Origin of the sequence: Filomicrobium sp., from assembly GCF_025698805.1 — a bacterium.
Classification (GTDB): domain Bacteria; phylum Pseudomonadota; class Alphaproteobacteria; order Rhizobiales; family Hyphomicrobiaceae; genus Filomicrobium; species Filomicrobium insigne.
The window spans coordinates 307,121-330,508 of the sequence record NZ_JAILWT010000005.1 but is presented as its reverse complement, the minus strand read 5'-3'; the positions used below and the strand labels follow the sequence as shown (position 1 = coordinate 330,508).

The window sequence follows — 23,388 nt, the reverse complement described above, 5'->3', positions numbered from 1 at the left end:
TGAATATCAGAATTCACTTAACCGAATGCTTCGCTGGATCAAATCCGGCACCGCGATGCCCCGCTCTTAACCCACTCGATCCGTATGGACAAGGCGGCGGGTTTCAGAGGATGAATGCTGCTCTGTTAAAAGCGCTCATCCCACCGAGATCAAGATTCTCCACCTTTAAATCTGTCTAGCTGCCGTCGTTCTCTTTTTGTAGGCCGCCCCGCACCGGGCGTCCTCTCAACGGGGCTTGGTTCAAAATCCACCGGACTAGCTCCAGTTTTGCTCTCCGAAGAAATCGCGCTGCCAGACTGCGGCGTCAACTCTTCATAAAGAGTGCGTGCCTCGGTCGCAGGGCCACGCCGCAAACCCGGCTCCAGAACCTTGAGAATACGAACCTTCCGATGCACCGTCGCGGTAATCACATCTCCCACGCGAACCTGGTAGCTAGGCTTATCTGTCTTCGCTCGATTAACTCGGACTTTCCCGCCTTCAATGAGCGTGGCTGCAAGCGTGCGCGACTTTGTAACCCGCGCAAACCACAGCCACTTATCGAGCCTCTGCCCCGGTAAGGCAGCAGCCGAAGGCGTATCGGCTGTGTCCGGCCCGCTCATGTGTTCGGCTCATCTCCTTGCTTCTGCAAAGCCTCCTTAAGCGCGACCAGTGCCGCAAACGGAGAATCCGGATCGACCGAGCCGCCTTTACCTCGTGGGCTCGATGAATGAACTTCTGGCCTGCGGCGATCCTCACGGCCACGTCCACCTTCCCATTTGCCACGCTTGGGCCCGCGCCCGCGCCCGTCTCCGCGTGCCTGCCCCTCACGCCCATGAGACTTTTTACCGTCGCTCGAGCCGCGCCGATCGCCATGTTCGCCACTTTTCGGCTTGTCGGAATTAGCCCCTGCATGCTGCGCCCCCGCACCATTAGCAGCGCCCCCCGTAGAGGAGGTGGCATCATGCGCGCCCTCGCCGCCGGAACGATGCCGCCCGCGGCCACGTCGCCGGTCACGATGGCCACCATCATGGCTCCGATGATGCCGCTTGGGCCGCCAGATCTCGATGAACTCCGGCTCTCCCGAAGCTTCGGAAACCGGCGCCTCTGTGGCGGACTCCGATGGTGTATCCTCCTGGCTCGGTTCAGTTTGCACCGCTTCCGCAGCAACCTCTGCAGCATTCTCCGTCGTAGAGGCGACCAATTCTGCGCTGGTCTCCGCAGAATCCGGCGATGCGTCGATTTCTGAAGCAGGCGTCGCGACCGATTCCAAGGAGGCATCCGCGACATGCGTCGCCTCAGCCTCATCAGCTTCTGGCGACGTCTGCGCCGTCGGTGACGCCGAATCCGATTCAATCTCAGCTGCAACGCTCGCGCGTTTGACTTCCCGCCGTTCGGAACGGAAACCTAGGGCCTTCAGCACATTCCCGAGTTCATCCGGCGAACACCCAAGGATGGACATCATCTCTGGCGTCACCGTGAAACCACCGTCGCCAGTCGCCCCCTTCGGCGGGGTACGATCCGGCACGGCTTCCTCACCTTTGTTACGCCAAGCCAGGAGAGGACGGATCTGATCCGCGAGCCGCTCAAGTATATCAAGCCGCACGGCGCGAGGACCGCACACATGGAAACCATAAGCCCGATAGAAAGGCTCAGGCGTCGCAGCATCGGTCGGAATCGAGGTCAAACCGGCACGTGGCGCTACCGGCAAATTCGAACGGGTGATGCCATGCGCGTCACCGCTTTTCAGAACCCAAAGAGTGGCCGCCAATTCTGCTGCGGCCGGCTTCAAGAGCAGCGGCATATATATGTTGAAGGCACCGAAGCGCACGCCGTGGCGGCGCAATTGTGCGCGAGAGGTCTGATCAAGGGCTTTGACCTCATCAGCCACAAGCTCGCGCTTGAGAATGCCGAAGTTCTCCTTGAGCTGGAACGCGATACCGCGCGCGAGCCCGGTGATATCCTCAGCTTCCGCCATTTCGACGAGGGGCTTCAGCTTCTCGCGTACATGCTCGCTGATCCACGTATCAAGACGCGCCTGGATCTTCTCCTTATCCGGCGCACTCAGATGCTCATCGACCAGCAGATTGACGGTCGGGCGCAACTGATCTTCCGCCGCTTCGATCACCGCGACTTCTTGATCCCGCCACAAGATCCTGCCGTCGGGCGAGAGCGTGAAAGCATCAGGCTTAGCAGCTGCCACACGGCGCGCGCGCATCCCGAGCTCACGGGCCAGAACCTGCGCAGCAGCATGCCGAGTCGCCTTGGCATGGATGCCGTCAACCTGCGTCTCAGGAGAAAAGCGGAAGCCAACGAGGCGTCCGACATAATGATCTTCGACTTTAATAGTGCCGTCTTCAGCAATCTCGGCGTTCAACTCGTCTTTATCCCGCATACCCTTCATCAATGCACTCGTTCGCCGATCGACAAAACGTTGCGTCAGACATTCATGTAGTGCGTCCGACAGCTTGTCCTCGATCTCGCGCGTCCGCCCCTGCCAGTGCGCAGGGTCTTTCAACCAGTCCGAGCGATTGGAAACGAACGTCCAAGTCCGGATATGTGCAATCCGGTTGGCCAACGTGTCGATATCACCGTCTGTGCGATCAGCAAACTGAACTTGCTTGGCAAACCAGTCTTCGGGGATTTTTTCACCCGGCCCCATCAAATGCTTATAGATGACGCCTACCAATTCAGCGTGACTGCTACTGGAGATTTTGCGGTAATCTGGAACTTGGCAAACATCCCAGAGCTTCGCAACGGCAGCCGGCGCCTGAGCGAGCGCCACGACTTCCCGGTCGTTGGCAACTGCCTCAAGAGCTTCGACATCGTCAGCCATACGGGCCCGCGTGAGACGCCGTTCGCCTGGCACCTCTCGTAAGCTATCGCGCAATCGATCAACGCTTCCATAGTCGAGATTGCGCGTCCGCCACTGCAGAACCTTCACGGGATCGAAGGTGTGGGACTCGAGACGCTCAATAACGTCCGCATCGAACGGTTCAACCCCGGCCGTGACGCCAAAAGTACCGTCATTCATATGCCGGCCGGCGCGACCGGCGATCTGAGCCAGCTCCGATGGCGTCAGATTACGGTGGTTTTGACCGTCAAACTTGCGCACGGAGGCAAACGCAACGTGATCGACGTCCAGGTTGAGACCCATACCGATAGCATCGGTCGCCACCAGGAAATCCACATCGCCAGACTGATAGAGTTCCACTTGCGCATTACGCGTACGCGGCGAAAGAGCACCGAGAACGACCGCCGCGCCCCCACGTTGCCGCCGGATCAACTCCGCGATCGAATAAACTTCGCTGGCCGAAAACGCCACCACCGCCGAACGAGTTGGCAAGCGGGTAATTTTCTTTTCACCTGCATAAGTGAGCTTTGACAGGCGTGGCCGGGAGATAAAATTGGCACCGTCGATGAGATCCTGAATGCAGTCACGCATAGTTTGCGCGCCCAATAGCAGCGTCTCTTGGCGGCCCCGCGCATGCAGCAGCCGGTCGGTGAAAACATGCCCACGCTCAGGGTCGGCAGCGAGCTGAATTTCGTCAATCGCCAAAAAATCAACGTCGATATCACGCGGCATGGCTTCCACCGTGGAAACCCAATAGCGCGCGCGTTCGGGCTTGATCTTCTCTTCGCCCGTGATCAACGCGACGTTCTGGAAGCCAATACGATGGCCTATTTTATCGTAGACCTCGCGCGCAAGCAGCCGCAGCGGAAGCCCGATCATGCCACTAGCATGGCCAAGCATCCGTTCAATGGCGAGGTGGGTCTTACCCGTATTGGTCGGTCCCAAAACCGCCGTAACATGGCGGATTCGAGTTTCGAGGTTGCTGCCCATAGCAAGGGCCCTCCTGGATCGAGCCCGAAGAAACAGCGTCGTGAAACGGGCCGGTCCGAGTGGCATTGCATCACGGACGCGTCAAGATCAAGAACTACCTATCATGAGACGGCGCATTCCGCAGTAGGTGTTCCGTCTCTGCCCGTACTGTCTAGTGCGAAGAATTAAGTTACAAACCGCGTCAGCAACATGGCAATGGCAGCCTCCAAGGCTGCCATTCGTTGAGGACAATCACAATGCTGAAGTGATTACGAAGCGTATTTTAGTGCCCCAGCGCGATCCGTTCCCTATCCGAAATCCGGATATCGATCCGGTTGGATGAAAGTGTCACAGAGCCGGCAATCGTAGGAATACGGATCTCATAAGGCACATACAGGTTAGCACTTGGCACCGGGCGCAGGGTGACTTCGATACCCGTATTCTCAGCCATTTGCTCCGCTTCGCTGGGGCTATAGCCCGCGATTGGAACATAGCGGACATTGCACACGATTGCGACGCCGGGCTGCCCCGACCGTCGGTTTTCGCGTATCAGCTCCTGCCGGCGATAGCTAAGTCGCAGATCGAAGCGCTGCTTGCCGTCGAAAACGGGGATCACGCGCTCGCAAGGGCCCTTATCGCCAACCGGACGGGTCAGCGCCATAACTGCGGTCAAGGGATCAAGCGCGCCCTTAAGATGCTTTTTCTCGACCGGAACCGTATCTGCCTGATCAGGAATGGGCGGGACCAACGACACATTGGACACCCGATCCTTATTGAAACCAAGCTTAACCGACCCCGATCGGGAAGAGCTTTTGAATGTGAATGTATAGCCAGCGGGCTGCGGGTTGCGGCTACTAACCTTCCCCGACGCCCGGGTTAAACCACGCCACTTGAAAGCCCCAAGCAACGCGGAAAGCTCAGCGTCTCCGTCGAGCACATAGCCGCGACCACTGATCGCCGACTGAAATTTAAAACTGCCGATATCGAAACCATTGAAGGTGATATTGTAGTCGGCGTTCACCTGGGCGGGCCATTCCCCGCCCGTGGCCTTAGCAGGTTCGGAGGTCACCGATCCCAGCGGCAGAGCATACAGGCCAAAAACGAACCCTGCGGCGATCAAGCCCTTGGTAGCAACCGACAATCGGCCACCATCACGCTTGCTTACAACTCTCAACGCACCACCTGCGGCACGGCACGAAACGCTTTTAAACATGACTCGTTCTTCCCATCGAACGCGGGCCTCACGACCACTAACCATAGGTAGCGAGGGTTTACGGCGACTGTTTGATGCTCGATTTTCGCCCAGACTTATTAAGAAAGCTCTGACGCACGCGTCATTTCGGAGCTAAAACTGCGTGAGGCTAACGCCGTTCCGCGTCACAAGGCGACTTGACGGAATTGCCCCACCTCCGGTATACGAGCCCGTCATGTTCCGCCGGTTCGCCGCGCGGGCCAAAGAATTTCGCCAAATCGCAGCGACGAATAAGACTGCGCGCCCCCAGCACACTAGGGTGGCTGCCGCAGTGAAGGAGCTTTTTAAGATGACCAGGCAATGCGAGCTGACGGGCAAGCTTCCGCTTTCGGGGCAGCTCCGCAGCCACGCCGAAAATAAGACGAAGCGCAAGTTCCGCCCGAACCTGTGCAGGGTCACCCTCATCAGCGACGTTTTGGGCCGCAGCTTCCGCCTTAAGGTCAGCGCACATGCGCTTAAGTCCGTGGAGCACCGTGGTGGCCTGGACGCCTTCCTGATGAAGGCACGTGACGAAGAGCTGTCAGACCGCTGTCTGAAGCTCAAGCGTGAAATCAAAAAGGCAAAGAAAAGCGCCGAAGGCGAAGCCGTCGCTGCTTAAAGCGGGCTGAGCTTTTCTCCTAAGGGGCCAAGCTCCCCCCGAGCTTGGCCTTTCCCTTTTTGGGCCTGCTCTCGGATTTCTTATTGTCAGCGCGCAGTAGATTTCACAGCGGTATCTGGCAGCCGAAACTGTATTAAAACGGTCTTCTGCAAACCGCGATTGAAGTTGTCATCGGAAATAACGGTGATGATCGTGTCGCCTCGCGCGTCCCGATGCACGCCGATTCCCTCCATATTATCGATGACTTGAGCCATGGTCGCCTCAAGGAGAACCTCTCCTTCAATGGCAGCGCCAGGAGTCAGCTCGCCAGACGCGATCCGTCGAATTCTCATTTTGACGCCCTCGGTCCAGCGAAATCGCCGTTCGAGAACCAAAAGATCACCATCCGGCAAACTCACAGCATCGGTTATGTCGAAGCCACCGATATCCGTGAGCGCAAACGCACGCGCCTTGCCCCCCGTCCAAAGCCAGCCCGTATGTCGCCCCTTCTCGTCATGCATACGCTCGCCAATTGCCACGAGCGCCCCTTTGAATTTGCCTGCTCTAAGCACAGCAATGGCCTCAAAGCCCTTCAAAGACGGCATCCGTCCACGGCTCGTATCTGGCCGAATATATGATGTGGGGGCCGACACACCGTTCGGGCCGATCTGAAAGCGGCCGATCCGGTGGTTCTGTTCGAAAGCGATGAGAAGTTGTCCGCGTTTCGCTGTGCCACTGACAAGCGTCACAGCCTCGGCATCGCGGTCTCTGTTGCGACGTAAGTTCGATCCATCAAGCGCCTTGAGCGGACCGACGCGAACGTCCTCCAACCCGTGAGGAACACCTTCGCGGTATCCAATCCGTCCCGTCATCCATGATCCGGAATCGGAAACCGCAACAAACCCATTTCCATCAGCATTCAATGCAATCCCGGACCAGCCCCCGAACAACTTGTCCTCGCTGATCAGGCGCAGCCCGCCAATCCATTCCAGTTTGCCGAACGTCCGCCGGCCTATGTCGATGGCATCAAAGCTTGATATCGGCACGGCGCGCACAGCCATGGGACGCACGCTCAGCTTTAACGTATCGGGCTTGGGAGATGCAGAAACACGCCCGATGCCAGCAAATTGCACACCAGCAGCAAGCATTCCTACGATGATGGCACTCAATAGCAGCCTTGGCCTTACAGGCTTCTTGCCTGCGCATTCAGCGTAGTCAGCCATCAGCTGCCATCACCTCTTCGTCACGCCGTCAAGTCGGGATACGCCCGCGCAATTCTTTAGAAACCGGGCAGCTGCCTCGGACTTTTTCAGGTCCCTGTGCGCTGCCGCGAACCGCGCGAGCCTTGCGAAGGCCTCTCTGCTGTTTCTTCAAAGAGTTCAACCAGCTTGTCCGTCATGGCACCCGCCAACTCACTGGGATCGGTAATCGTCACAGCGCGACGATAATAGCGCGTCACATCATGCCCGATGCCAATAGCGATCAACTGAACCGGACTCTTGGTCTCGATCTCCTCGATCACGCGCCGAAGATGCATCTCCAGATACTGTCCGGCATTCACGGACAACGTAGAGTCATCAACCGGCGCACCGTCAGAGATCATCATCAGAATGCGGCGTTGTTCCGGCCGCGCTAACAGACGTTTATGCGCCCAGGCCAGCGCTTCACCGTCAATGTTTTCCTTGAGAAGTCCTTCACGCATCATCAGCGCGAGCGCTCTCTTTGAGCGCCGCCACGGAGCATCAGCCTTCTTGTAGACGATATGGCGCAAGTCGTTGAGACGTCCGGGGTTGGCCGGTTTGCCATCATTCAACCATTGCTCACGCGACTGACCACCCTTCCAGGCTCGCGTTGTAAAGCCCAGAATTTCGACTTTGACCCCACACCGTTCCAACGTCCGCGCTAGGATGTCGGCACACATCGCCGCAACCATGATCGGCCGGCCACGCATCGACCCGGAATTGTCGAGCAGCAGCGTCACAACCGTGTCGCGGAACTCGGTGTCGCTTTCCTGTTTGAACGAAAGGGGGAACATCGGATCCACGACAACGCGCGTTAGCCGCGCGACATCAAGCACCCCTTCTTCGAGGTCAAAGTTCCAAGCCCGGTTCTGCTGCGCCAGAAGCCGACGTTGCAAACGGTTCGCAAGCCGCGCCACGACGCTCGACAAACTCCGCAGCTCTTTATCGAGAAACCCTCTCAGGCGATCGAGCTCTTCCGGGCTCGACAAGGTATCAGCGGCGACTTCCTCATCGAACTCGCGCGTAAAGACCTTGTAGCCGAACCATTCCGGATCATCGAGAACAGAGACGTTCGGACGCCACGAGTCAGGTGTATCAGCTTCCTCTTCGCTATCGAACTCGCCATCGAATTCTTCAGCAGCCGATTGCTCGCCGCTTTCCTGCATGTCACCGACATCGTTGTCGGAATGCTGCTGCGGTGTCGCTTCGTCCTGGCCGTCGCCTTCTTCCCCAGACTCCTGGTCCTGCTCCTCACCACCCTCGGAATTATCGCGAGCCTCTTCCTGCTCTTCCGTTTCGCTTTGTAATTGCGAAGCGTTGTCCGCGATATCGAGCGCCTCCAGGAGATCGAGCATCACCTGCGCAAAATTCTCCTGATCCTCGACCAGCTCATTCATGCGATCAAGAACGGTCCCAGCGCGTCCTTCAACCCAAGGCCGCCACGCCTCTACGAGACCGCGGGTACTTTCCGGAGGTGCACGACCTGTCAAACGCTCACGTACGATCAGCGCCAACGCTTGATCAAGCGGCCCATCCTCGCGGCTTTGCAGCACCGCAAAACGCCCATGCGAATAAAAGTCTTCAATCTTGGCGGCGAGATTATTGGCCATACCGGGCATGCGGGATGCACCGACAGCCTCGACGCGGGCCTGTTCCACAGCCTCAAAGACGGCCCGTGCATCACCCTGGGTCGGCGCGAGTTTGAGATGCAAACGCTGATCGTGGCACGCTGCTTGGAGCGCTAGCGAGTCCGCCCAACCACGCATAACCGCGATTTCACGCTTGTCGGGCAAACGCGACGGCTCAGGCAGCTTAATCGAGGTTTCCGTGATCTGCGGCCCACCCGGACCAAAATCCACCCCGATATCGCGCTTCCCCGCAACCGCACGCGCGCACGTCGCGACAGCGCGTTTCAGCGGCTCGACAGGGGCCTGCTTTTTGTTCGAGCGGCCTGCCATCTGGCGCCTCAGCCCAAAGCTACGTTGGCGGCGCTTTCCGGCAGGTCTTCACCGAACGAACGCTGATAGAATTCAGCCACCACAGGACGTTCCAACTCGTCGCATTTGTTCAGGAATGAGAGCCGGAACGCAAAGCCGACATCATTGAAGATCTCAGCATTCTCAGCCCACGTGATAACCGTACGCGGACTCATCACCGTCGACAGGTCACCGTTGATGAACGCCTGGCGTGTGAGATCGGCGACGCGCACCATGTTGCTGATCGTCTTACGCGACTCAGCCGACTTGGCCATCGACTTGACCTTCGAAAGGATGATCGCGACCTCATCGTCATGCGGCAGATAGTTCAACGTGACAACGATCGACCAACGGTCCATCTGACCTTGGTTGATCTGCTGCGTACCGTGATAGAGACCCGAGGTGTCACCAAGCCCGATCGTGTTTGTCGTCGAGAACAGTCGGAACGCCGGATGCGGCCGGATCACTTTCGACTGATCTAGGAGCGTCAGCTTGCCGGACACTTCCAAAACACGCTGAATAACGAACATAACATCTGGCCGGCCGGCATCGTATTCATCGAAGACCAAAGCCGTATTCGACTGCAGCGCATACGGCAGGATGCCTTCGCGAAACTCAGTGATTTGTTTGCCGTCCTTAAGGACAATCGCATCCTTACCGACAAGATCGATACGCGAAACATGGCTATCCAGATTCACCCGGATGCAAGGCCAGTTGAGGCGTGCCGCAACCTGCTCGATGTGCGTAGACTTACCCGTACCGTGATAGCCCTGGATCATCACGCGCCGATTGTGTTTGAAGCCTGCCAGAATGGCGAGCGTCACGTCGCGATTGAAGACATAGTCTGCGTCAACGTCAGGAACGTGTTCATTCGACTTCGCGTACGCGGGGACCTCAAGATCGCTATCGATCCCGAAGACCTGACGCGCCGAAACCGTCATATCGGGCAAGAGTGTATCTGCTGAACTCGTATCTAATGATTGCACGGGCATAATTGATTAGCTCGATCCAGTTTGTTTTCCGGGACTGGCAAGGAGAAGTCTTGACAGATTGAGTTTGAAGGCCCTGAGCGTGGGCAGCCATCACGGCGCTCTAAACAAGACCGACCTGTTTCAAGTAGTTATAGGCTTGAATGATCTCACGCAACTTGTCCTCTGAGCGACGGTCTCCGCCATTAGCATCAGGGTGGTGCTCTTTAACCAGGGCCTTGAACTTCGCCTTGATCTCTTCCTTCGTTGCAGATTGCGTCAGGTGCAGAGCATCAAGAGACTTCTTTTCCATCGGCTTCAGCTTACGCCGGCGCTCGGGTGCCTCCTTGCGCGCTTGTTGTGCGCGCCAGGCAAAAAAGCCATGCGGATCACGGGCTCGGCTCTCCGCGCTCTCAGGCGCGTGCTCGGCTTCCCGCTCACCATTCCCTTCAAATGCCGGGTTGTCACCCATCTTCCAGGTCGGGCGATGGCCTGTCATCGCATCCTTCTGGAATTTGGCTACTTCGGTGTCCGACATTCCGTCAAAGTAGTTGTATGATGCGTTGTATTGGCGCACATGATCGACGCAGAAGAGATAGTATTCACCGTCGCGGCCACGCCCCATCGGCGCACGATGGCGGCCGGCCTTGTCGCAGCCCTTCCATTGGCACGTCGGGGCCCCGGCAGTATGCTGCACAGGATCGTTCGCCGACCTGCTACGCTTGGGTGCGACGCGGATTGAATCGAAGTATTTCGAACCGAGCTTCATGGACCGAAGTATGATCTTTCGTTAGGGGGTGCACAAGGTTACAGGGGCGACACCCAGCGACGAAGTAAGTGCCTGAAATGCATTCAGACCGCGTAATTCCTACACAACAACTAAGAGGACAAGAATGAGCATCGAAAGTCAGATGCGTGAGAAGCTGTTGATCGCTTTGGAACCAACGCGATTAGATATCATAAACGAGAGCGAACTGCATGCCGGTCACCGCTCATCACCAGGCACCGGAAACAGCCATTTTCGCCTACTCATTGTCTCCCCCGTCTTCGCTGGTAAAAGCCGCGTTGATCGACATCGTCTAGTAAACACGATTTTAGCCGATGAACTCGCCGGCAGCGTCCACGCCCTCGCTATGAAAACCTATGCGCCGGGCGAACAGCTCACCTGACATTTATGCAAAGCTTTGAGCCGCCTACCGCGCGGCAGGCGGCTCAACCGAAGCTTCAGCTCCACCGACCGCTCCGGCATCCGACTCAAGCGGCTTCACCCTGAGCGCCGCGATCCGGTTGCGATTCTTGCGCAGAATTTCGAAGCGATAACCGTAGAACGTGAAAACTTGTCCCGGCTCCGGAATGGTCTGCGCCTCGTGAATCACAAGTCCAGCAACCGTGGTCGCCTCATCGTCGGGCAGATCCCAGTCCATAAACCGGTTGAGATCGCGGATTGGCACAGAGCCATCGACGTTGACGGTATCATCGGCTTGCGGGCGAATGCCCATCTCCGGCGCGTCGTGTTCATCAACGATCTGTCCGACAATCTCCTCAAGAATATCTTCGAGCGTAATGAGACCTTGAACTTCACCGTACTCATCCACGACCAAAGACATCTGTAACTTTTGTTTCAGGAACTGATTGAGTTGCTCCTTAAGCGTCGTCGTATCGGGAACAAACCAGGGCTGCGAAGCGAAACTCAGAAGATTGAGTTTCGTGACATCCCAGTCGACCTCGCTTAGCGCCGTCAAAAGATCTTTCGTATGCAGAATGCCGACGATATTCTCGGGCTCATCCTTCCATATAGGAACGCGTGAGTACTGCGCCTTCACCACTTCTTCGACGATCTTTTCCGGCGGATCGTCCGCATTTACCATTTCCATCTTTGTCCGATGGATCATGATATCGGCCACTTGCAAGCTGCTGAGATCAAGGATACCGCCAAGCATATGAGCATCGCCCTTGGCGACAGCACCTCCCTTGGTCTGGAGCTGAATCGTGCCTCGGATCTCTTGGTGCGCCGAAAGAATGTTAGCGTCGTCGTCCTCCCGTGTTGGAGTGAGCGAGAGAATAGCGCTGACAACAAGTTCCACCGCCCGTGTAAAAGGCCAGAGAGCCACGATCAAAAATTTCATGATCGGTGCTACAGCCAGCGAGATACGGTCAGCGTAAACGAGCGCGTACGTTTTCGGCAGCACCTCTGAAAAAATGACGACGAGCAACGTGATCGCAAGCGTCGCATAAGCGACGCCTACTTCCCCGAACAGATTAATGAGCAGGCTTGTCGCCAACGCCGAAGCAAGAATGTTGACGAGGTTATTGCTGAGCAACACCGTCCCGATGATGCGTTCCGGTGCAGCCAGCATCTGATTGATCATCTGCGCCCGTACATTACCTTCGCTCTCCAAAGCATGCATGCGCGCGCGCGACGCTGTCGTCAGGGCTGTCTCAGAACCTGAAAAGAAGGCCGAGAGCGCCAACAGAAGAAATATGGCAAGAAGGGTGAGGAGGAGTTCTATGGCCATGTCTCTTTATGGGTTTGCATGATGCGTTTAAAGTCGGCGATAATCGGTATTCGTACGTAGCGGACTGACGTAAGGTCCACGCACGGAACTCGCAAGCTTACGCCCCGGAAAAAGAAGACGTCTGCCCCTTGAGAACCGCAAACATCTCAGAGCCGTTCAAGCCTGTGCCCCGATATTCTCATCCAGGAATGCCGCTACGTCGTCACGTCCGACATCTCGCGTAACGAACGCTTGGCCGATGCCCCGGACAAGTACGAATGTCAAAAGTCCATCTTGTACTTTCTTGTCCTGCTCCATGAGTTGCAGGAGCCGCGCTGGCGTCGGCATCTCCCCACCGGGAATATCGCTTATCCGCGTCGGTAACCCAGCCGCCGCAAGGTGCGCAGTAACACGTGCTGCCGTTCCTGGAGCACAAAGCTTCAGTTTCTCCGACAAACGGAACGCGAGGCACATTCCAATCGAAACGCCTTCGCCATGAAGCAGGCGATCAGAATATCCCGTCCACGCTTCCAAAGCATGTCCGAATGTGTGCCCGAGGTTGAGCAAGGCCCGCTCGCCCGCTTCGCGTTCATCCGCAATAACGATACGCGCCTTCATAGCAACGCTTGTCTCGATCGCATGCAGACGCGCTGGCAAGTCACCGTCGAACAGCTTTGACGCATTCGCTTCAAGCCAGTCGAAGAAGTCCGCGTTGCCCAAGAGACCGTACTTGGCAACTTCGGCATAACCTGCGCGAAGCTCTCGATCCGGCAACGTTTCTAAAACATCGGTGTCAATGATCACGAGGCTGGGTTGATGAAACGTACCGATCAGATTCTTGCCCTGCGGCGTATTGATCCCGGTCTTTCCGCCAACCGATGAATCGACCTGGGCAAGCAGAGAGGTGGGAACCTGCACAAAACGTACGCCGCGCCGCAGGATAGAAGCAGCGAAACCAGCGAGATCGCCGATCACGCCACCGCCCAGCGCAACCACCATATCGCCCCGCTCAAGCTCCATTTCCAGAAGCTGCTCGCACAGCGGAGCCAATTGCGAGAAACTCTTCGACGCCTCACCGGCCGGCAAGACGATCGAGCCCTTCCACCGACCTTCAGCCTTAAGGCTCGCCTCGAGTTCACCCAGATGGTACGCGGCGACATTTGCATCGGTCACGATGCCACAACGCCCCTTACCGAGCCGGCCTGCGATCAGTCGACCACCCTGCCCCAGCTGGCCGGGCCCGAGCAAAATATCATAGGCGCGTCCTGGCAGCGCGACGCTCACCGTCCGTGAAACGTTCTGAGTTGCAGCGAGTGAATTGACGACAGTCGGCATAAAAGTTTCCGAGTTGGCTGGCGACAGAGCGGCACCAGCTTAAGTTAGGGAGATAAGGCAGCTGTTCCTATCAGACACCGGGCTGCGCTGCCAGAATAGGCGATTTCAGCAGTAAATTGATGATCTGGGTCACGATCTGATCATGCGGCTCATCACGACTTTCGGCGACAAGATCCGCCTCGGCATAGATCGGGGACCGCTCCTTAAGCAGCCGCTTCATAACAGCTTCCGGGTTGTCACCACGCAGAAGCGGTCGGCTGTCGCGGCGTCCGACACGGCGCAAAAGCACTGGTAAATCGGCCTTGAGCCAGACCGAAACCCCATTTTCACGGATGGCATCCCGCGTCTGGGCATTCATGAATGCCCCACCACCCGTTGCAAGCACCTGGGGTCCACCACTCAGAAGGCGGGCGATGACCTTACGCTCTCCTTCACGGAAGTGCTCTTCACCGTGATCTTGAAATATCTCCGAGATGCTCTTGCCTGCTGCCTTTTCGATTTCGTCGTCGGCATCAGCAAAAGGCAAACCGAGCCGCTGAGCCAGACGGCGGCCAATTGCCGTCTTGCCGCATCCCATCATGCCAACCATCACGATCGACCGCTCACCGAGCGCCACGCGCAGTTTCTCGATTTGCGCCGCATCCATTCGCTTCGCCCGTCGCTGCAGACCGATTCGGATCATCGAATCCTGGCCCCTTGCACGGATGCTAAGCTGCCCTGTTTGCGAGAATCGAACCGACAATACATAATTGCTATCCTAACTGTTGCTGATCGGCTCTTCATCGCCACCAGCCGAAGATGGTAACCCACCATCGCGACGGCGCGCCATACTGCAGCCAATATAAACCGACAAGAAATTGATCGGGAGCAGACTAATCCAATGCCCACTCTTTTTCGATTTTTGTTCGTCACGGGAACGCTCGTCGCCGCCGTGTTTGCCGGGCTTTATATTCTGGCGACCCGCTTCGAGCCCGAACCACGCCATACGGTCTACCGTCTCCAGGACGTCAAGACGAACGGGCCCATGCCGACGCGGGAGTCGCCGTCTGCGGACAATACCGGAGCGGCAAACCAGAACGAGGGTGCAAAGGATGCCGGAACTCCCCCCCCTGCGCAAACGGAGTAGCACCACCGTGCATTCGTCACTGGCCGGCCCCAAAAACCTTTCTGTTCTTACTCTTATAGCTCTTTCCGCATTTGTGCTGCCGGCCCAGGCTCAAGAAGGCTGGCCATGGCAGAACGAGCCGCGATATGACCGTCAACGCGCGCCTGCGGAACGTCCAACAGTTCCCGATTACGACACTCCGTATATGAAGCCGACGGGGACAGAACCGCCCAACAGCGGCTGGCAGGCACCTGCCGAAACACAACGTGGGCCCTCACAGCGCCCGCCGGCGAGTTATCAAGAAGGTCCGGCATTCCGCCCCCCTGTCACAGTCGAAAGTTCCGATCTGGCACCGGTAATGGCGGGCGATGGTTCGGGCTTACCTTATGAACTTTGGAACAAACTCGATTCAGCAACCTTCGAAAAGCTGCTCGCAGACATAGAGATCCCCCCCCGGTCAAACGCACTCCACGGCCTCTGGCGCCGGTTGATGACAGCGGAAATTCGCGCCACCGGAGCAGGCGAAAGAGAGAGATTTGAAGCCATACGTTTGGAAGCGCTCTATCGCTCGGGCCTGACCGCAGACATGCAGCGCCTCATGCAATCATCCGCAACAAGCACACCAAGCCCGGCTATCTCCGTGCTCTTGGCCCGCGCCGCCATCGCTGACGGCAATGATGACGAAGCCTGCAGCCAGACGCAGGGCTTTTTGCGCGACCTGGGACGCATGCCGCGGATGCTTGCCGGCGAAGCGGTGATGATCTCAGGCTATTGTGTGACCCGCTCAGGCAATTCCAGCGCGGCTGGCGTAGCCGCAGGTTTTGCCCGCGAACAAGGCGTTGAGGAAGGAGCGGGACTGGCCGCCCTCGACGCGATCGCCCACGGCGGCAAGCCAAAGCTGAAATCTGGTCACCCTGTTTCGCTGATTGATTACAAGCTGCTTGCGAAAGCCGGTTACACTGACATCTCCGGTCTATTGCCAGGCGCTTCCCCGGCCCTGCTCGTCGCCCTCACGCGCGATCCGCAAGCCTCTTCAGACGTGCATCTGTCAGCCGGCGAGGCTGCGGCCCGGCTCAACGCAATAACGGCTGAAGAGCTCAGCGCGATTTACCGCAGAGCCGCGATGTCGGCGGCAACAACGGCCCAGGCCACTCCGCAAGCCGCAGGTGGAGGGTTCGGCTCTCAAAACCCTCATGTTGCGGCCGGAACGCCAGTTTATCGCGCCATACTCTTCCTTCAGGCGGAAACAGAGCAGACGCCATTCCGCAAGGTGCGCGCGATCCGCACGTACCTGGACGAAGCCCGCCGCGCCAATCTTTATATCCCGGCTCTCCAAACGATGGGGCCGGCCGTCCAATCGATGCGGCCCGTGCCGGAAATCAGCTGGTTCTCTGAAACCGCCATTGAAGTTCTATTGGCGAGCAATGAACCTCAAGTCGCCCGATCATGGCTGAACTTGAGCGATCCGGCGGACCCACGCGCGGCAGGCCAGCTCAATCATTGGCGCGCCTTGATCGATATTTCAGACGTGAATGGCGCCCGCCACGGCCAAAGCTTGGCAGCACTTGAGCATCTCGCTTTACGCGGCGTTTTTGTTCCCGATCAGTTGCATCGTATTGCCACAGTCCTCGACGCCCTGGACTACCAGATCCCCATTCCACTCTGGGAAGCGGCGAGCCGCACACCTCAGCCGTCAACAGGCCATCTACCCGAAACCGGCGTACTTTCCAGGCTCCAGAACGCCGCGAAAGCTAAGGAATTCGGCCGGACCGTACTCCTAACTATGAACGCCCTCGGCCCCAAGGGAGCCGAAGGAGCACATATGATCGCGCTTGGTGATGCCATCCGTGCCCTCAAAAGTGCGGGCTTGGAGGCTGAAGCCCGCCGTCTCGGCTTTGAAGCGCTGTTTCCGGCTTGGCCACGCCAGGTCAGCGGCTAGGCTGCGGAGAAGCGCTCAATGACTGCGCCCATATCCGCTGAAGACCGCGGCCAGATCGATGAATTTTTGCAAATGCTGTCAGCCGAACGTGGGGCTGCAGCAAACACCCTGGCCGCCTACCAGCGCGACTTGCATGATGCCTGCCACTTTTTCGCAGCCAACAACTGCAGGCTCGTCTCAGTCTCACCAGACAACATCCGCGCCTACCTGACGTCCCTTTCAGCTGCAGGGCTATCGCCAGCCTCCAGAGCGCGGCGACTGTCGTCGTTGCGCCAGTTGTTTCGCTTCCTGACGGCGGAAGGCAGGGTCCCGGAAGACCCAAGTCACGGCGTTGCCGCCCCCAAATCGGGCCGCCGCCTTCCCAAAACGCTCACCGTCGAAGAAGTCGATGGCCTGATCGACGCAGCGCGCCGTCGAACGGAAGGCACATCCGGCATCGAACGCATGCGCGCTCTGCGGTTACACTGTCTGATCGAACTGCTGTACGCCACTGGACTTCGCGTTAGCGAGCTTGTCTCACTTCCGCGTACAGTTTTGCGCGGCGATGATCGGATGCTGACGATCAAGGGCAAAGGCGGCCGTGAACGTCTCGTGCCTTTGAATTCCGGGGCTCGCACCGCGCTTCAACGCTATTTGTCCATCGGCGAGGAGGAGCACGCGGCTCTCTCAGCGACGGTCGCAACGCGCTGGCTGTTTCCATCAAAAAGCGACACGGGCCATTTGACGCGCCAACGGTTCGCTCAAGATTTGAAAGAGCTGGCAGTGGCGGCCGGATTGGCGCCCGAGAGCGTCAGCCCCCATGTTCTACGCCACGCCTTCGCCAGCCATCTCCTGGATCGCGGGGCCGATCTGCGCGCCGTTCAGCAACTTCTTGGACACGCAGACATTTCAACAACCGAGATCTACACCCACGTTCTCGAAGAACGTTTGAAGAAACTGGTCAAGGAACACCATCCGTTGGCCCGCCGCGAACCCTGACGGTCAGTCGATTTACCATGGTCGAAATCACCGCCTCAGAAAGCTGATGCTGCGCCGCACGAATGCTATCATGTCAATGGTTGCGGCACTCACGGGGTCTCGGTCTTGACACCAACCCCGGACAAAAGTGTATCTGCCCGCACACAAGTACGATGAGCGAGCCTGAACTGAGGCTCCGCGACGTCATTGAAAGGTCCGTTCCGTTGGAAAACAGCTCGCCTGTCCGCACGTATCTCGACTTCGAAAAGCCGATCGCAGAACTCGATAAAAAGATCCACGAACTCAAGACGTTGATCGGGGATGATACGAACGAGTCTATGCGCGGAGAAATCGAGAAACTGGAGGAAAAAGCGCGCACGGCCCTCGCTGAAACTTACGCCAAACTTACGCCTTGGCAGAAGACTCTCGTGGCCCGCTACACCGAGCGGCCACACTGCCTCGACTATATCAACGGCCTTATCGAAGATTTCACGCCGCTAGCAGGCGATCGATACTTCGCGGAAGACGAAGCAATCGTTGGTGGCGTAGGCACCTTCCGCGGCCGTTCCGTCATGGTCATGGGCCACGAAAAGGGCTCGGATACAGAAAGCCGGATCAAACACAATTTCGGCATGGCCATGCCGGAAGGCTACCGCAAAGCCGTCCGCTTAATGGAAATGGCTGACCAGTTCTCGCTTCCCATCATCACGCTCGTGGACACAGCCGGTGCCTATCCCGGCATCGGGGCGGAAGAGCGCGGTCAGGCCGAAGCCATTGCCCGGTCCACCGATTGTTGCCTGAAACTCGGCGTTCCGATTGTCAGCGTCGTTATCGGCGAAGGCGGATCCGGCGGTGCTGTGGCGATCGCGACGGCCAACACCATACTTATGCTCGAACACGCCATTTACTCGGTGATTTCACCAGAGGGTGCCGCTTCAATCATTTGGCGAGACGCCGAAAAGAAGGAAGAAGCCGCCACTGCAATGAAAATCACAGCTCAGGACCTTGAGGAACTCGGCGTGATCGACGGTATCATTGCCGAACCCGTAGGCGGCGCGCATCGCGACCCCAAAGGGGTCATCGACGCAACAGGAACGGCAATTGCGCTGGCCCTGGCGGGCTTTGAAACCATGACGCCCGACCAGATCCGTCGGCACCGTCGCGACCGCTTCTTGCAAATGGGCCGCAACCTGTAGTCCGCACAATACCCTTACCTGAGGCGAAACAGCTGCAGCAACGCGCCTCCAGAGGTAGCTTATTCTCATAAGTTACAAAGCGTTACGTGATGGGTTGACCCCAATTCCGCCTACAGACCGCCGCATTCCTAAGCTCATTTCTGAGCAGGGAACGAATCATTGCGCATCCGCCCAATCATCGCTAATCTCATGCGCGTTAACATTTTGTTAACCGTTACGAATCGAAGGTGATCGGCGTGCGCCAGGGGCACTGCGTCATGAGTCTGATCATCACTGATATGTTGAAAATGTTGCGCGCTATCACGCTCGTTGCAGCATGCGGCTTATTATTGGCTGCGTGCGCAAATGCACCTCAAATCCCACCCGCCGAACAGCCATTGTCACGTCCCGCCATGATGTTGATGGGACACAAGGGCATGGAAGTGGGCTCACCGATCTTTATTCGGATCTTTAAGCAGGAATCCGAACTTGAGGTCTGGAAGGCCCGCGATGACGGCCGGTTCTACCATTACAAAACTTACCCAATATGTAATTGGTCCGGCGAACTGGGGCCGAAGGTGAAGCAGGGCGACAAACAAGCGCCGGAGGGCTTCTACACCGTAGCCAGCGGCCAGATGAACCCGAACTCGAGCTTCCACATCGCGTTCAATCTAGGTTACCCCAACGCCTACGACCGCGCTCACAACCGGACCGGAGACTTCCTCATGGTCCACGGCAAGTGCCGTTCAGCAGGCTGTTACGCCATGACAGACGCGCTGATTGAGGAAATCTACGCCCTGGCCCGCGAAGCATTCCGCGGAGGTCAGGAGAGGATTGAGGTTCACGCGTTTCCATTCCGCATGACCGACGCCAACATGGAACTTCACCGCGATAACAAGTGGTACAAGTTCTGGAGGACGCTGAAGGAAGGATACGACCACTTCGAAGTGCATCGCATCCCGCCGACGGTCGCCGTTTGTAATCGCAACTATATCGTCAATGTTCACCTGCCCCAAAACAGCAGGATTGATCCCATCGGTCACTGCCCACGCTTCATGCGGCCGCAGATTGAGCCGTTTGTCCCGAGAAGCTCCACGGAACAGCAAATCGCGCTGGAACGGTACACTGCACCCGGCCAGCGCATGCGCACCGCAGCTTCGGAAACGCAATCGCCAATTGCAACGGGAGCCATCGGCACAGGCCCAAAATTTGGCCTTGGCATCGCATCCAGTGGCTATACGCAATCACCGCCCTCCGCGGCGCTAGGCTTCAACCAGTAAGCCGCTCGCAACGCAATCCCACCCAGGGTCATTTGACCTACCCTGGGTGGGATGTTTCTTTTGCGGACGAGTATTCCCGCGAGGTTTCCTCGAGAGATGACCCGCAAGTCCGAAAATCGAGAACCACGGCGCCGTCGCCGCCCCGGAGCGGCACTGTTCGTCCTTGGTACCATCCTTATATTGCTAGGTGCCGTTTTCGTGCGCCAGCATTGGACCACGCTCTCCGCTTATCACGACGACGTTGTTCTTCAAGGAGAACGCCTCTGGCGCAAAGCGTTTGCCCGCTTCGGGCTACCGCTCCCGAGAACCCCGGACCTGAATTCGCTCGAGGCCCGCCTTCAAGATGCCGGATTAAAACTCGGCGATCCAATTTTTATGCGGATCTTCAAGCGTGAGTTTCTGCTCGAAATCTGGATGCAGCGAGACGGCAAGTTTCAGCGCTTCGCCACATATCCCATCTGCCGATACTCCGGACAGCTCGGACCAAAACTGAAGCAAGGCGACCACCAGTCACCCGAAGGCATCTATACGGTTTCCTTGGGTCAGCTTAATCCGGCGAGCCGTTGGCATCGCTCCTTCAACCTCGGCTTTCCCAATGCGTTCGATCGCAGTCACGACCGCACAGGCACCTTTCTGATGGTCCACGGCGGATGTTCTTCGATCGGATGCTACGCAATGACCAACGATGTGATTGATGAGATCTGGGAGATCGTCACCTCGGCGCTGAAAAGCGGTCAACCGCGCTTCCAGGTGCAGATTTTTCCTTTCCGCATGACTTCAGAAGCAATCGAAGCACGCGCCGATCACAAATGGGCACCGTTCTGGCGTGATTTGAAACACGCCCACGACCTCTTCGAGAAGACGCAAATCCCGCCACGCGTGGCCATCTGCCGTAAACGCTACGTCGCCACACCCGGCGTCGAGCGCTCCGATGGATCAGCCACGATCGGCGAATCCTGCGCAACGCAGAACGCGGTCGTTACCAATTGAACGCCATGCCCGCTGCATCTTGTGTGGAAGCCCGCATAGATTGAACCGGCGGCTTCGTTAAGCATTGTTCAATGAAATCGTCACAATGCTTCAGCATTTGGTGTGCACTTGGCAGTACCCTTGATAGCGCCGGACGCCGCCTTACGCGCAGACCGGCATGAGAAGGAACAGGCAGTGTCTAGATCCACATGGTCCTGCTTCGCTTATGCGCGTTCAGTCAAACCTCTGGCTGTCGGCTTGGTCGGCTTGTCTGTCGCCATCCTGATCCTCTTAGGCGCAATACCGCGCGCTTACGCAATTTCAATCGAGCTCAAAGGTGCAGCGCCTGACCGCATCGAGCGGCAACGCCAAGCTGCCAACGGCGACCTCCCCCTCCCGTCGACGCCTAATGTAGGGAAGCTAGACGAACGACTCGCGAACAAGCAATTGACACGCGGAAACCCCGTCCTCTTGCGTATCTTCAAGGACGAGTCCGAATTCGAAATCTGGATGAAGAAGGACAATCGCTACGTCCACTTCGCAACGTATCCCATTTGCCATTGGTCCGGTGACCTCGGGCCGAAACTTGTGGAAGGCGACAAGCAAAGTCCTGAAGGTTTTTACACCATAACCCGCAAGCGCCTCCACCGCAGCGGACGCTGGCCGCGGTCTTTCAATCTGGGCTTTCCCAACGTTTTAGACCGTTCGCTGCTGCGGACGGGGTCTTACTTGCTCATTCACGGAGGCTGTTCCTCTGTTGGCTGCTACGCCATGACCGACGCGGTCATGACCGAAATCTTCGGTCTTGTCTACGACGCCATAAAGGCGGGACAGGACTACGTGCCGGTTCATGTCTTTCCCTTCCGCATGACCAACGAGAATCTCGCAAGTCACGTTGAGAGTGAGTGGCGTGACTTTTGGATCAACTTGAAGGAAGGCTACGATTCCTTTGAGCGCACGCGGCTCCCCCCACGGATCAGCGTGTGCAATGGTCGCTACAGCATTCTCGATGCCGCCCCCGGGGAGGGGGGCGCTCACCCCCCTTTAGCCGTGTGCGGCGAGACAGCCGCAGTTCTTCAGGCAGAGGAGACATTACAAAATATTGTCCACCAGCCCTTCCGTTGGAAAACGTTGTCCGTGGAGGAACAGAAGCTGGTCGCACTGCTGCCGTTACCGATCGAGACGATAGCCGCCCAGCACTTAGCCGCTAAATCTACCAATACGAAATCGCGTCCTCCGCGTGCGGTGGCCGCCGCCCCCCCCCTTCCCCGTCTTCAGTGCAATCTGGGCTTGGCGAGCTGTCGCCGTTTCCTGGCTTTGCAGCAACGAAGCTACCAAGTGCGCACCACCAAGGGCAAAACAGGTGTCGCAACGGCGCGTTCAAATCGCAACTAGGACGAGCCGGTAGAAACCGAAAATATGGCGCATCAATATTCAGTGAAAAGCAATTGTGTTCCTTAGGAAACTGAACCAACCGGCGCACGTGACCTTATATCTGAATATCAGACACAAGGTTTCGCTCCCGAAGAGGAACAGGTAATGCAAATTTGGAAATCCACACTCGTACTGGCATGCGCGGCAACGCTGCCGATCTTTGCAGCGGCGACACCTGCTACCGCAAAGATCCGATGTGACGGCGCGTATCAGATTGTCAACGGGTCCCTGATCGCAACACCCTACTGCGGCGATAATTATCTCGCGTCGGTCGCCCAGAGTTACGGTAGCCGCGTCTCAGCCCGCGCAATCCGTAACAACCCGAGTAAGAAGGAAGAAGTCTGCAGACTAGTCGGACATGACACGCGCGTTCAGGATATCTGCGCACCCTACACCAACTTTGGCGATCACGGCCGGCGCAGATAATCAGCGCCCGCTAGGAAAGCGAAGCTGCTTCAGCGGCTCTTTTTACTTTCCGCTCCGACAGGGAGAGGTCGCGCGTGATGACAGGTCAGACGCCATCCGCCGGCCTCCTTCACGAAGACGTTGCTCGCCGTCATCCGTGCCCCGCCGACTTCCTCGACGCAGAGTACGAACGCCATCCGCTCCGTACGGATGACGGTTACCTCCTTCGGAAAGATCTCCGGCGGCTCTGCTAAAACCAGAACGTCGTGCCAGGAGGCCATCACCTCTTCGCGTCCTGTGATACCCGGCCAATTGGGATGGTACACGGAAACAACATCGCGAGCCGACCACAGAGCATCCATTGTGGCGAAATCACCTGAGCGGATCGCGGCGTAGAAGCGATCGTTGGCGGCGATGACTTCAGTCTGCTCCATGTCCTGATCCATGACGTTCCTCCATCTCCCTGGAACCGGTCTTCACG

21 protein-coding genes are annotated in these 23,388 nt (G+C 57.6%); 10 read left to right on the top strand and 11 right to left on the bottom strand.

Annotated features, from left to right (window positions below):
- Positions 1 to 149 precede the first annotated feature (149 nt).
- From K5845_RS15065 to K5845_RS15055, 3 genes are all read right to left on the bottom strand, one after another.
- Positions 150 to 599: an RNA-binding S4 domain-containing protein gene (locus K5845_RS15065; protein WP_046476707.1), complete on the bottom strand. Its 450-nt coding sequence runs from the start codon at positions 597 to 599 to the stop codon at positions 150 to 152.
- Entirely contained in the window at positions 596 to 3,820 is a 3,225-nt protein-coding gene (locus tag K5845_RS15060) for a helicase-related protein (protein ID WP_046476710.1), read from the bottom strand. Before K5845_RS15060 ends, K5845_RS15065 begins: the two co-directional genes overlap by 4 nt.
- Before the next feature lie 262 nt (positions 3,821 to 4,082).
- Positions 4,083 to 5,012: a DUF3108 domain-containing protein gene (locus K5845_RS15055; RefSeq protein WP_052743664.1), complete on the bottom strand. Its 930-nt coding sequence runs from the start codon at positions 5,010 to 5,012 to the stop codon at positions 4,083 to 4,085.
- A 328-nt stretch (positions 5,013 to 5,340) separates the two neighbouring features.
- Between K5845_RS15055 and rpmB the strand changes: the two genes are divergently transcribed.
- Positions 5,341 to 5,649 (top strand): 50S ribosomal protein L28, encoded by a 309-nt coding sequence (gene rpmB, locus K5845_RS15050; protein ID WP_046479903.1) that lies wholly within the window; start codon positions 5,341 to 5,343, stop codon positions 5,647 to 5,649.
- An 86-nt stretch (positions 5,650 to 5,735) separates the two neighbouring features.
- Here the strand turns inward: rpmB and K5845_RS15045 are convergent, their stop codons facing one another.
- The 4 genes from K5845_RS15045 to K5845_RS15030 all read right to left on the bottom strand — a co-directional run bounded on the left by K5845_RS15045 (position 5,736) and on the right by K5845_RS15030 (position 10,582).
- Positions 5,736 to 6,851 carry an esterase-like activity of phytase family protein gene (locus tag K5845_RS15045; RefSeq protein ID WP_287959371.1) on the bottom strand — a complete coding sequence of 372 codons (1,116 nt, stop codon included), beginning with the start codon at positions 6,849 to 6,851 and terminating at the stop codon, positions 5,736 to 5,738.
- 86 nt (positions 6,852 to 6,937) lie between these two features.
- On the bottom strand, positions 6,938 to 8,827 hold the full coding sequence (gene cobT, locus K5845_RS15040; RefSeq protein WP_046476712.1) for a cobaltochelatase subunit CobT: 1,890 nt from the start codon (positions 8,825 to 8,827) through the stop codon (positions 6,938 to 6,940).
- Between the two features lie 8 nt (positions 8,828 to 8,835).
- Positions 8,836 to 9,837 carry a cobaltochelatase subunit CobS gene (gene cobS / locus K5845_RS15035; protein WP_046476714.1) on the bottom strand — a complete coding sequence of 334 codons (1,002 nt, stop codon included), beginning with the start codon at positions 9,835 to 9,837 and terminating at the stop codon, positions 8,836 to 8,838.
- A gap of 100 nt (positions 9,838 to 9,937) precedes the next feature.
- Positions 9,938 to 10,582 (bottom strand): J domain-containing protein, encoded by a 645-nt coding sequence (locus K5845_RS15030; RefSeq protein ID WP_046476716.1) that lies wholly within the window; start codon positions 10,580 to 10,582, stop codon positions 9,938 to 9,940.
- Between the two features lie 124 nt (positions 10,583 to 10,706).
- Here K5845_RS15030 and K5845_RS15025 point away from each other — a divergent pair, with 124 nt between their 5' ends.
- Entirely contained in the window at positions 10,707 to 10,982 is a 276-nt protein-coding gene (locus tag K5845_RS15025; RefSeq protein WP_046476718.1) for a BolA family protein, read from the top strand.
- A 24-nt stretch (positions 10,983 to 11,006) separates the two neighbouring features.
- Here K5845_RS15025 and K5845_RS15020 read toward each other — a convergent pair whose 3' ends face one another.
- The 3 genes from K5845_RS15020 to K5845_RS15010 all read right to left on the bottom strand — a co-directional run bounded on the left by K5845_RS15020 (position 11,007) and on the right by K5845_RS15010 (position 14,325).
- Positions 11,007 to 12,329, bottom strand: a complete 1,323-nt coding sequence (locus tag K5845_RS15020) for an HlyC/CorC family transporter (RefSeq protein ID WP_046476721.1) — start codon at positions 12,327 to 12,329, stop codon at positions 11,007 to 11,009.
- 156 nt (positions 12,330 to 12,485) lie between these two features.
- Positions 12,486 to 13,643 (bottom strand): 3-dehydroquinate synthase, encoded by a 1,158-nt coding sequence (gene aroB, locus K5845_RS15015; protein ID WP_046476723.1) that lies wholly within the window; start codon positions 13,641 to 13,643, stop codon positions 12,486 to 12,488.
- Between the two features lie 70 nt (positions 13,644 to 13,713).
- On the bottom strand, positions 13,714 to 14,325 hold the full coding sequence (locus tag K5845_RS15010) for a shikimate kinase (protein ID WP_244464998.1): 612 nt from the start codon (positions 14,323 to 14,325) through the stop codon (positions 13,714 to 13,716).
- A 198-nt stretch (positions 14,326 to 14,523) separates the two neighbouring features.
- Between K5845_RS15010 and K5845_RS15005 the strand changes: the two genes are divergently transcribed.
- From K5845_RS15005 to K5845_RS14970, 8 genes are all read left to right on the top strand, one after another.
- Positions 14,524 to 14,769 (top strand): hypothetical protein, encoded by a 246-nt coding sequence (locus tag K5845_RS15005; RefSeq protein ID WP_046476725.1) that lies wholly within the window; start codon positions 14,524 to 14,526, stop codon positions 14,767 to 14,769.
- 7 nt (positions 14,770 to 14,776) lie between these two features.
- Positions 14,777 to 16,687 (top strand): hypothetical protein, encoded by a 1,911-nt coding sequence (locus K5845_RS15000; RefSeq protein WP_090230356.1) that lies wholly within the window; start codon positions 14,777 to 14,779, stop codon positions 16,685 to 16,687.
- An 18-nt stretch (positions 16,688 to 16,705) separates the two neighbouring features.
- The gene (xerD, locus tag K5845_RS14995; RefSeq protein WP_046476727.1) at positions 16,706 to 17,665 is read left to right on the top strand and encodes a site-specific tyrosine recombinase XerD; all 960 of its coding nucleotides are present in this window, start codon (positions 16,706 to 16,708) and stop codon (positions 17,663 to 17,665) included.
- 152 nt (positions 17,666 to 17,817) lie between these two features.
- Positions 17,818 to 18,840, top strand: coding sequence for an acetyl-CoA carboxylase carboxyltransferase subunit alpha (locus K5845_RS14990; protein ID WP_046476729.1), 1,023 nt, complete (start codon positions 17,818 to 17,820; stop codon positions 18,838 to 18,840).
- A 257-nt stretch (positions 18,841 to 19,097) separates the two neighbouring features.
- Positions 19,098 to 20,099: a L,D-transpeptidase family protein gene (locus K5845_RS14985; RefSeq protein WP_052743667.1), complete on the top strand. Its 1,002-nt coding sequence runs from the start codon at positions 19,098 to 19,100 to the stop codon at positions 20,097 to 20,099.
- Between the two features lie 96 nt (positions 20,100 to 20,195).
- The gene (locus tag K5845_RS14980; protein WP_287959370.1) at positions 20,196 to 21,089 is read left to right on the top strand and encodes a L,D-transpeptidase family protein; all 894 of its coding nucleotides are present in this window, start codon (positions 20,196 to 20,198) and stop codon (positions 21,087 to 21,089) included.
- A 174-nt stretch (positions 21,090 to 21,263) separates the two neighbouring features.
- The gene (locus tag K5845_RS14975) at positions 21,264 to 22,463 is read left to right on the top strand and encodes a L,D-transpeptidase family protein (RefSeq protein WP_287959369.1); all 1,200 of its coding nucleotides are present in this window, start codon (positions 21,264 to 21,266) and stop codon (positions 22,461 to 22,463) included.
- A 144-nt stretch (positions 22,464 to 22,607) separates the two neighbouring features.
- Positions 22,608 to 22,928 carry a hypothetical protein gene (locus tag K5845_RS14970; RefSeq protein WP_287959368.1) on the top strand — a complete coding sequence of 107 codons (321 nt, stop codon included), beginning with the start codon at positions 22,608 to 22,610 and terminating at the stop codon, positions 22,926 to 22,928.
- Between the two features lie 29 nt (positions 22,929 to 22,957).
- Here K5845_RS14970 and K5845_RS14965 read toward each other — a convergent pair whose 3' ends face one another.
- Entirely contained in the window at positions 22,958 to 23,353 is a 396-nt protein-coding gene (locus K5845_RS14965) for a nuclear transport factor 2 family protein (RefSeq protein ID WP_052743670.1), read from the bottom strand.
- Positions 23,354 to 23,388 lie beyond the last annotated feature (35 nt).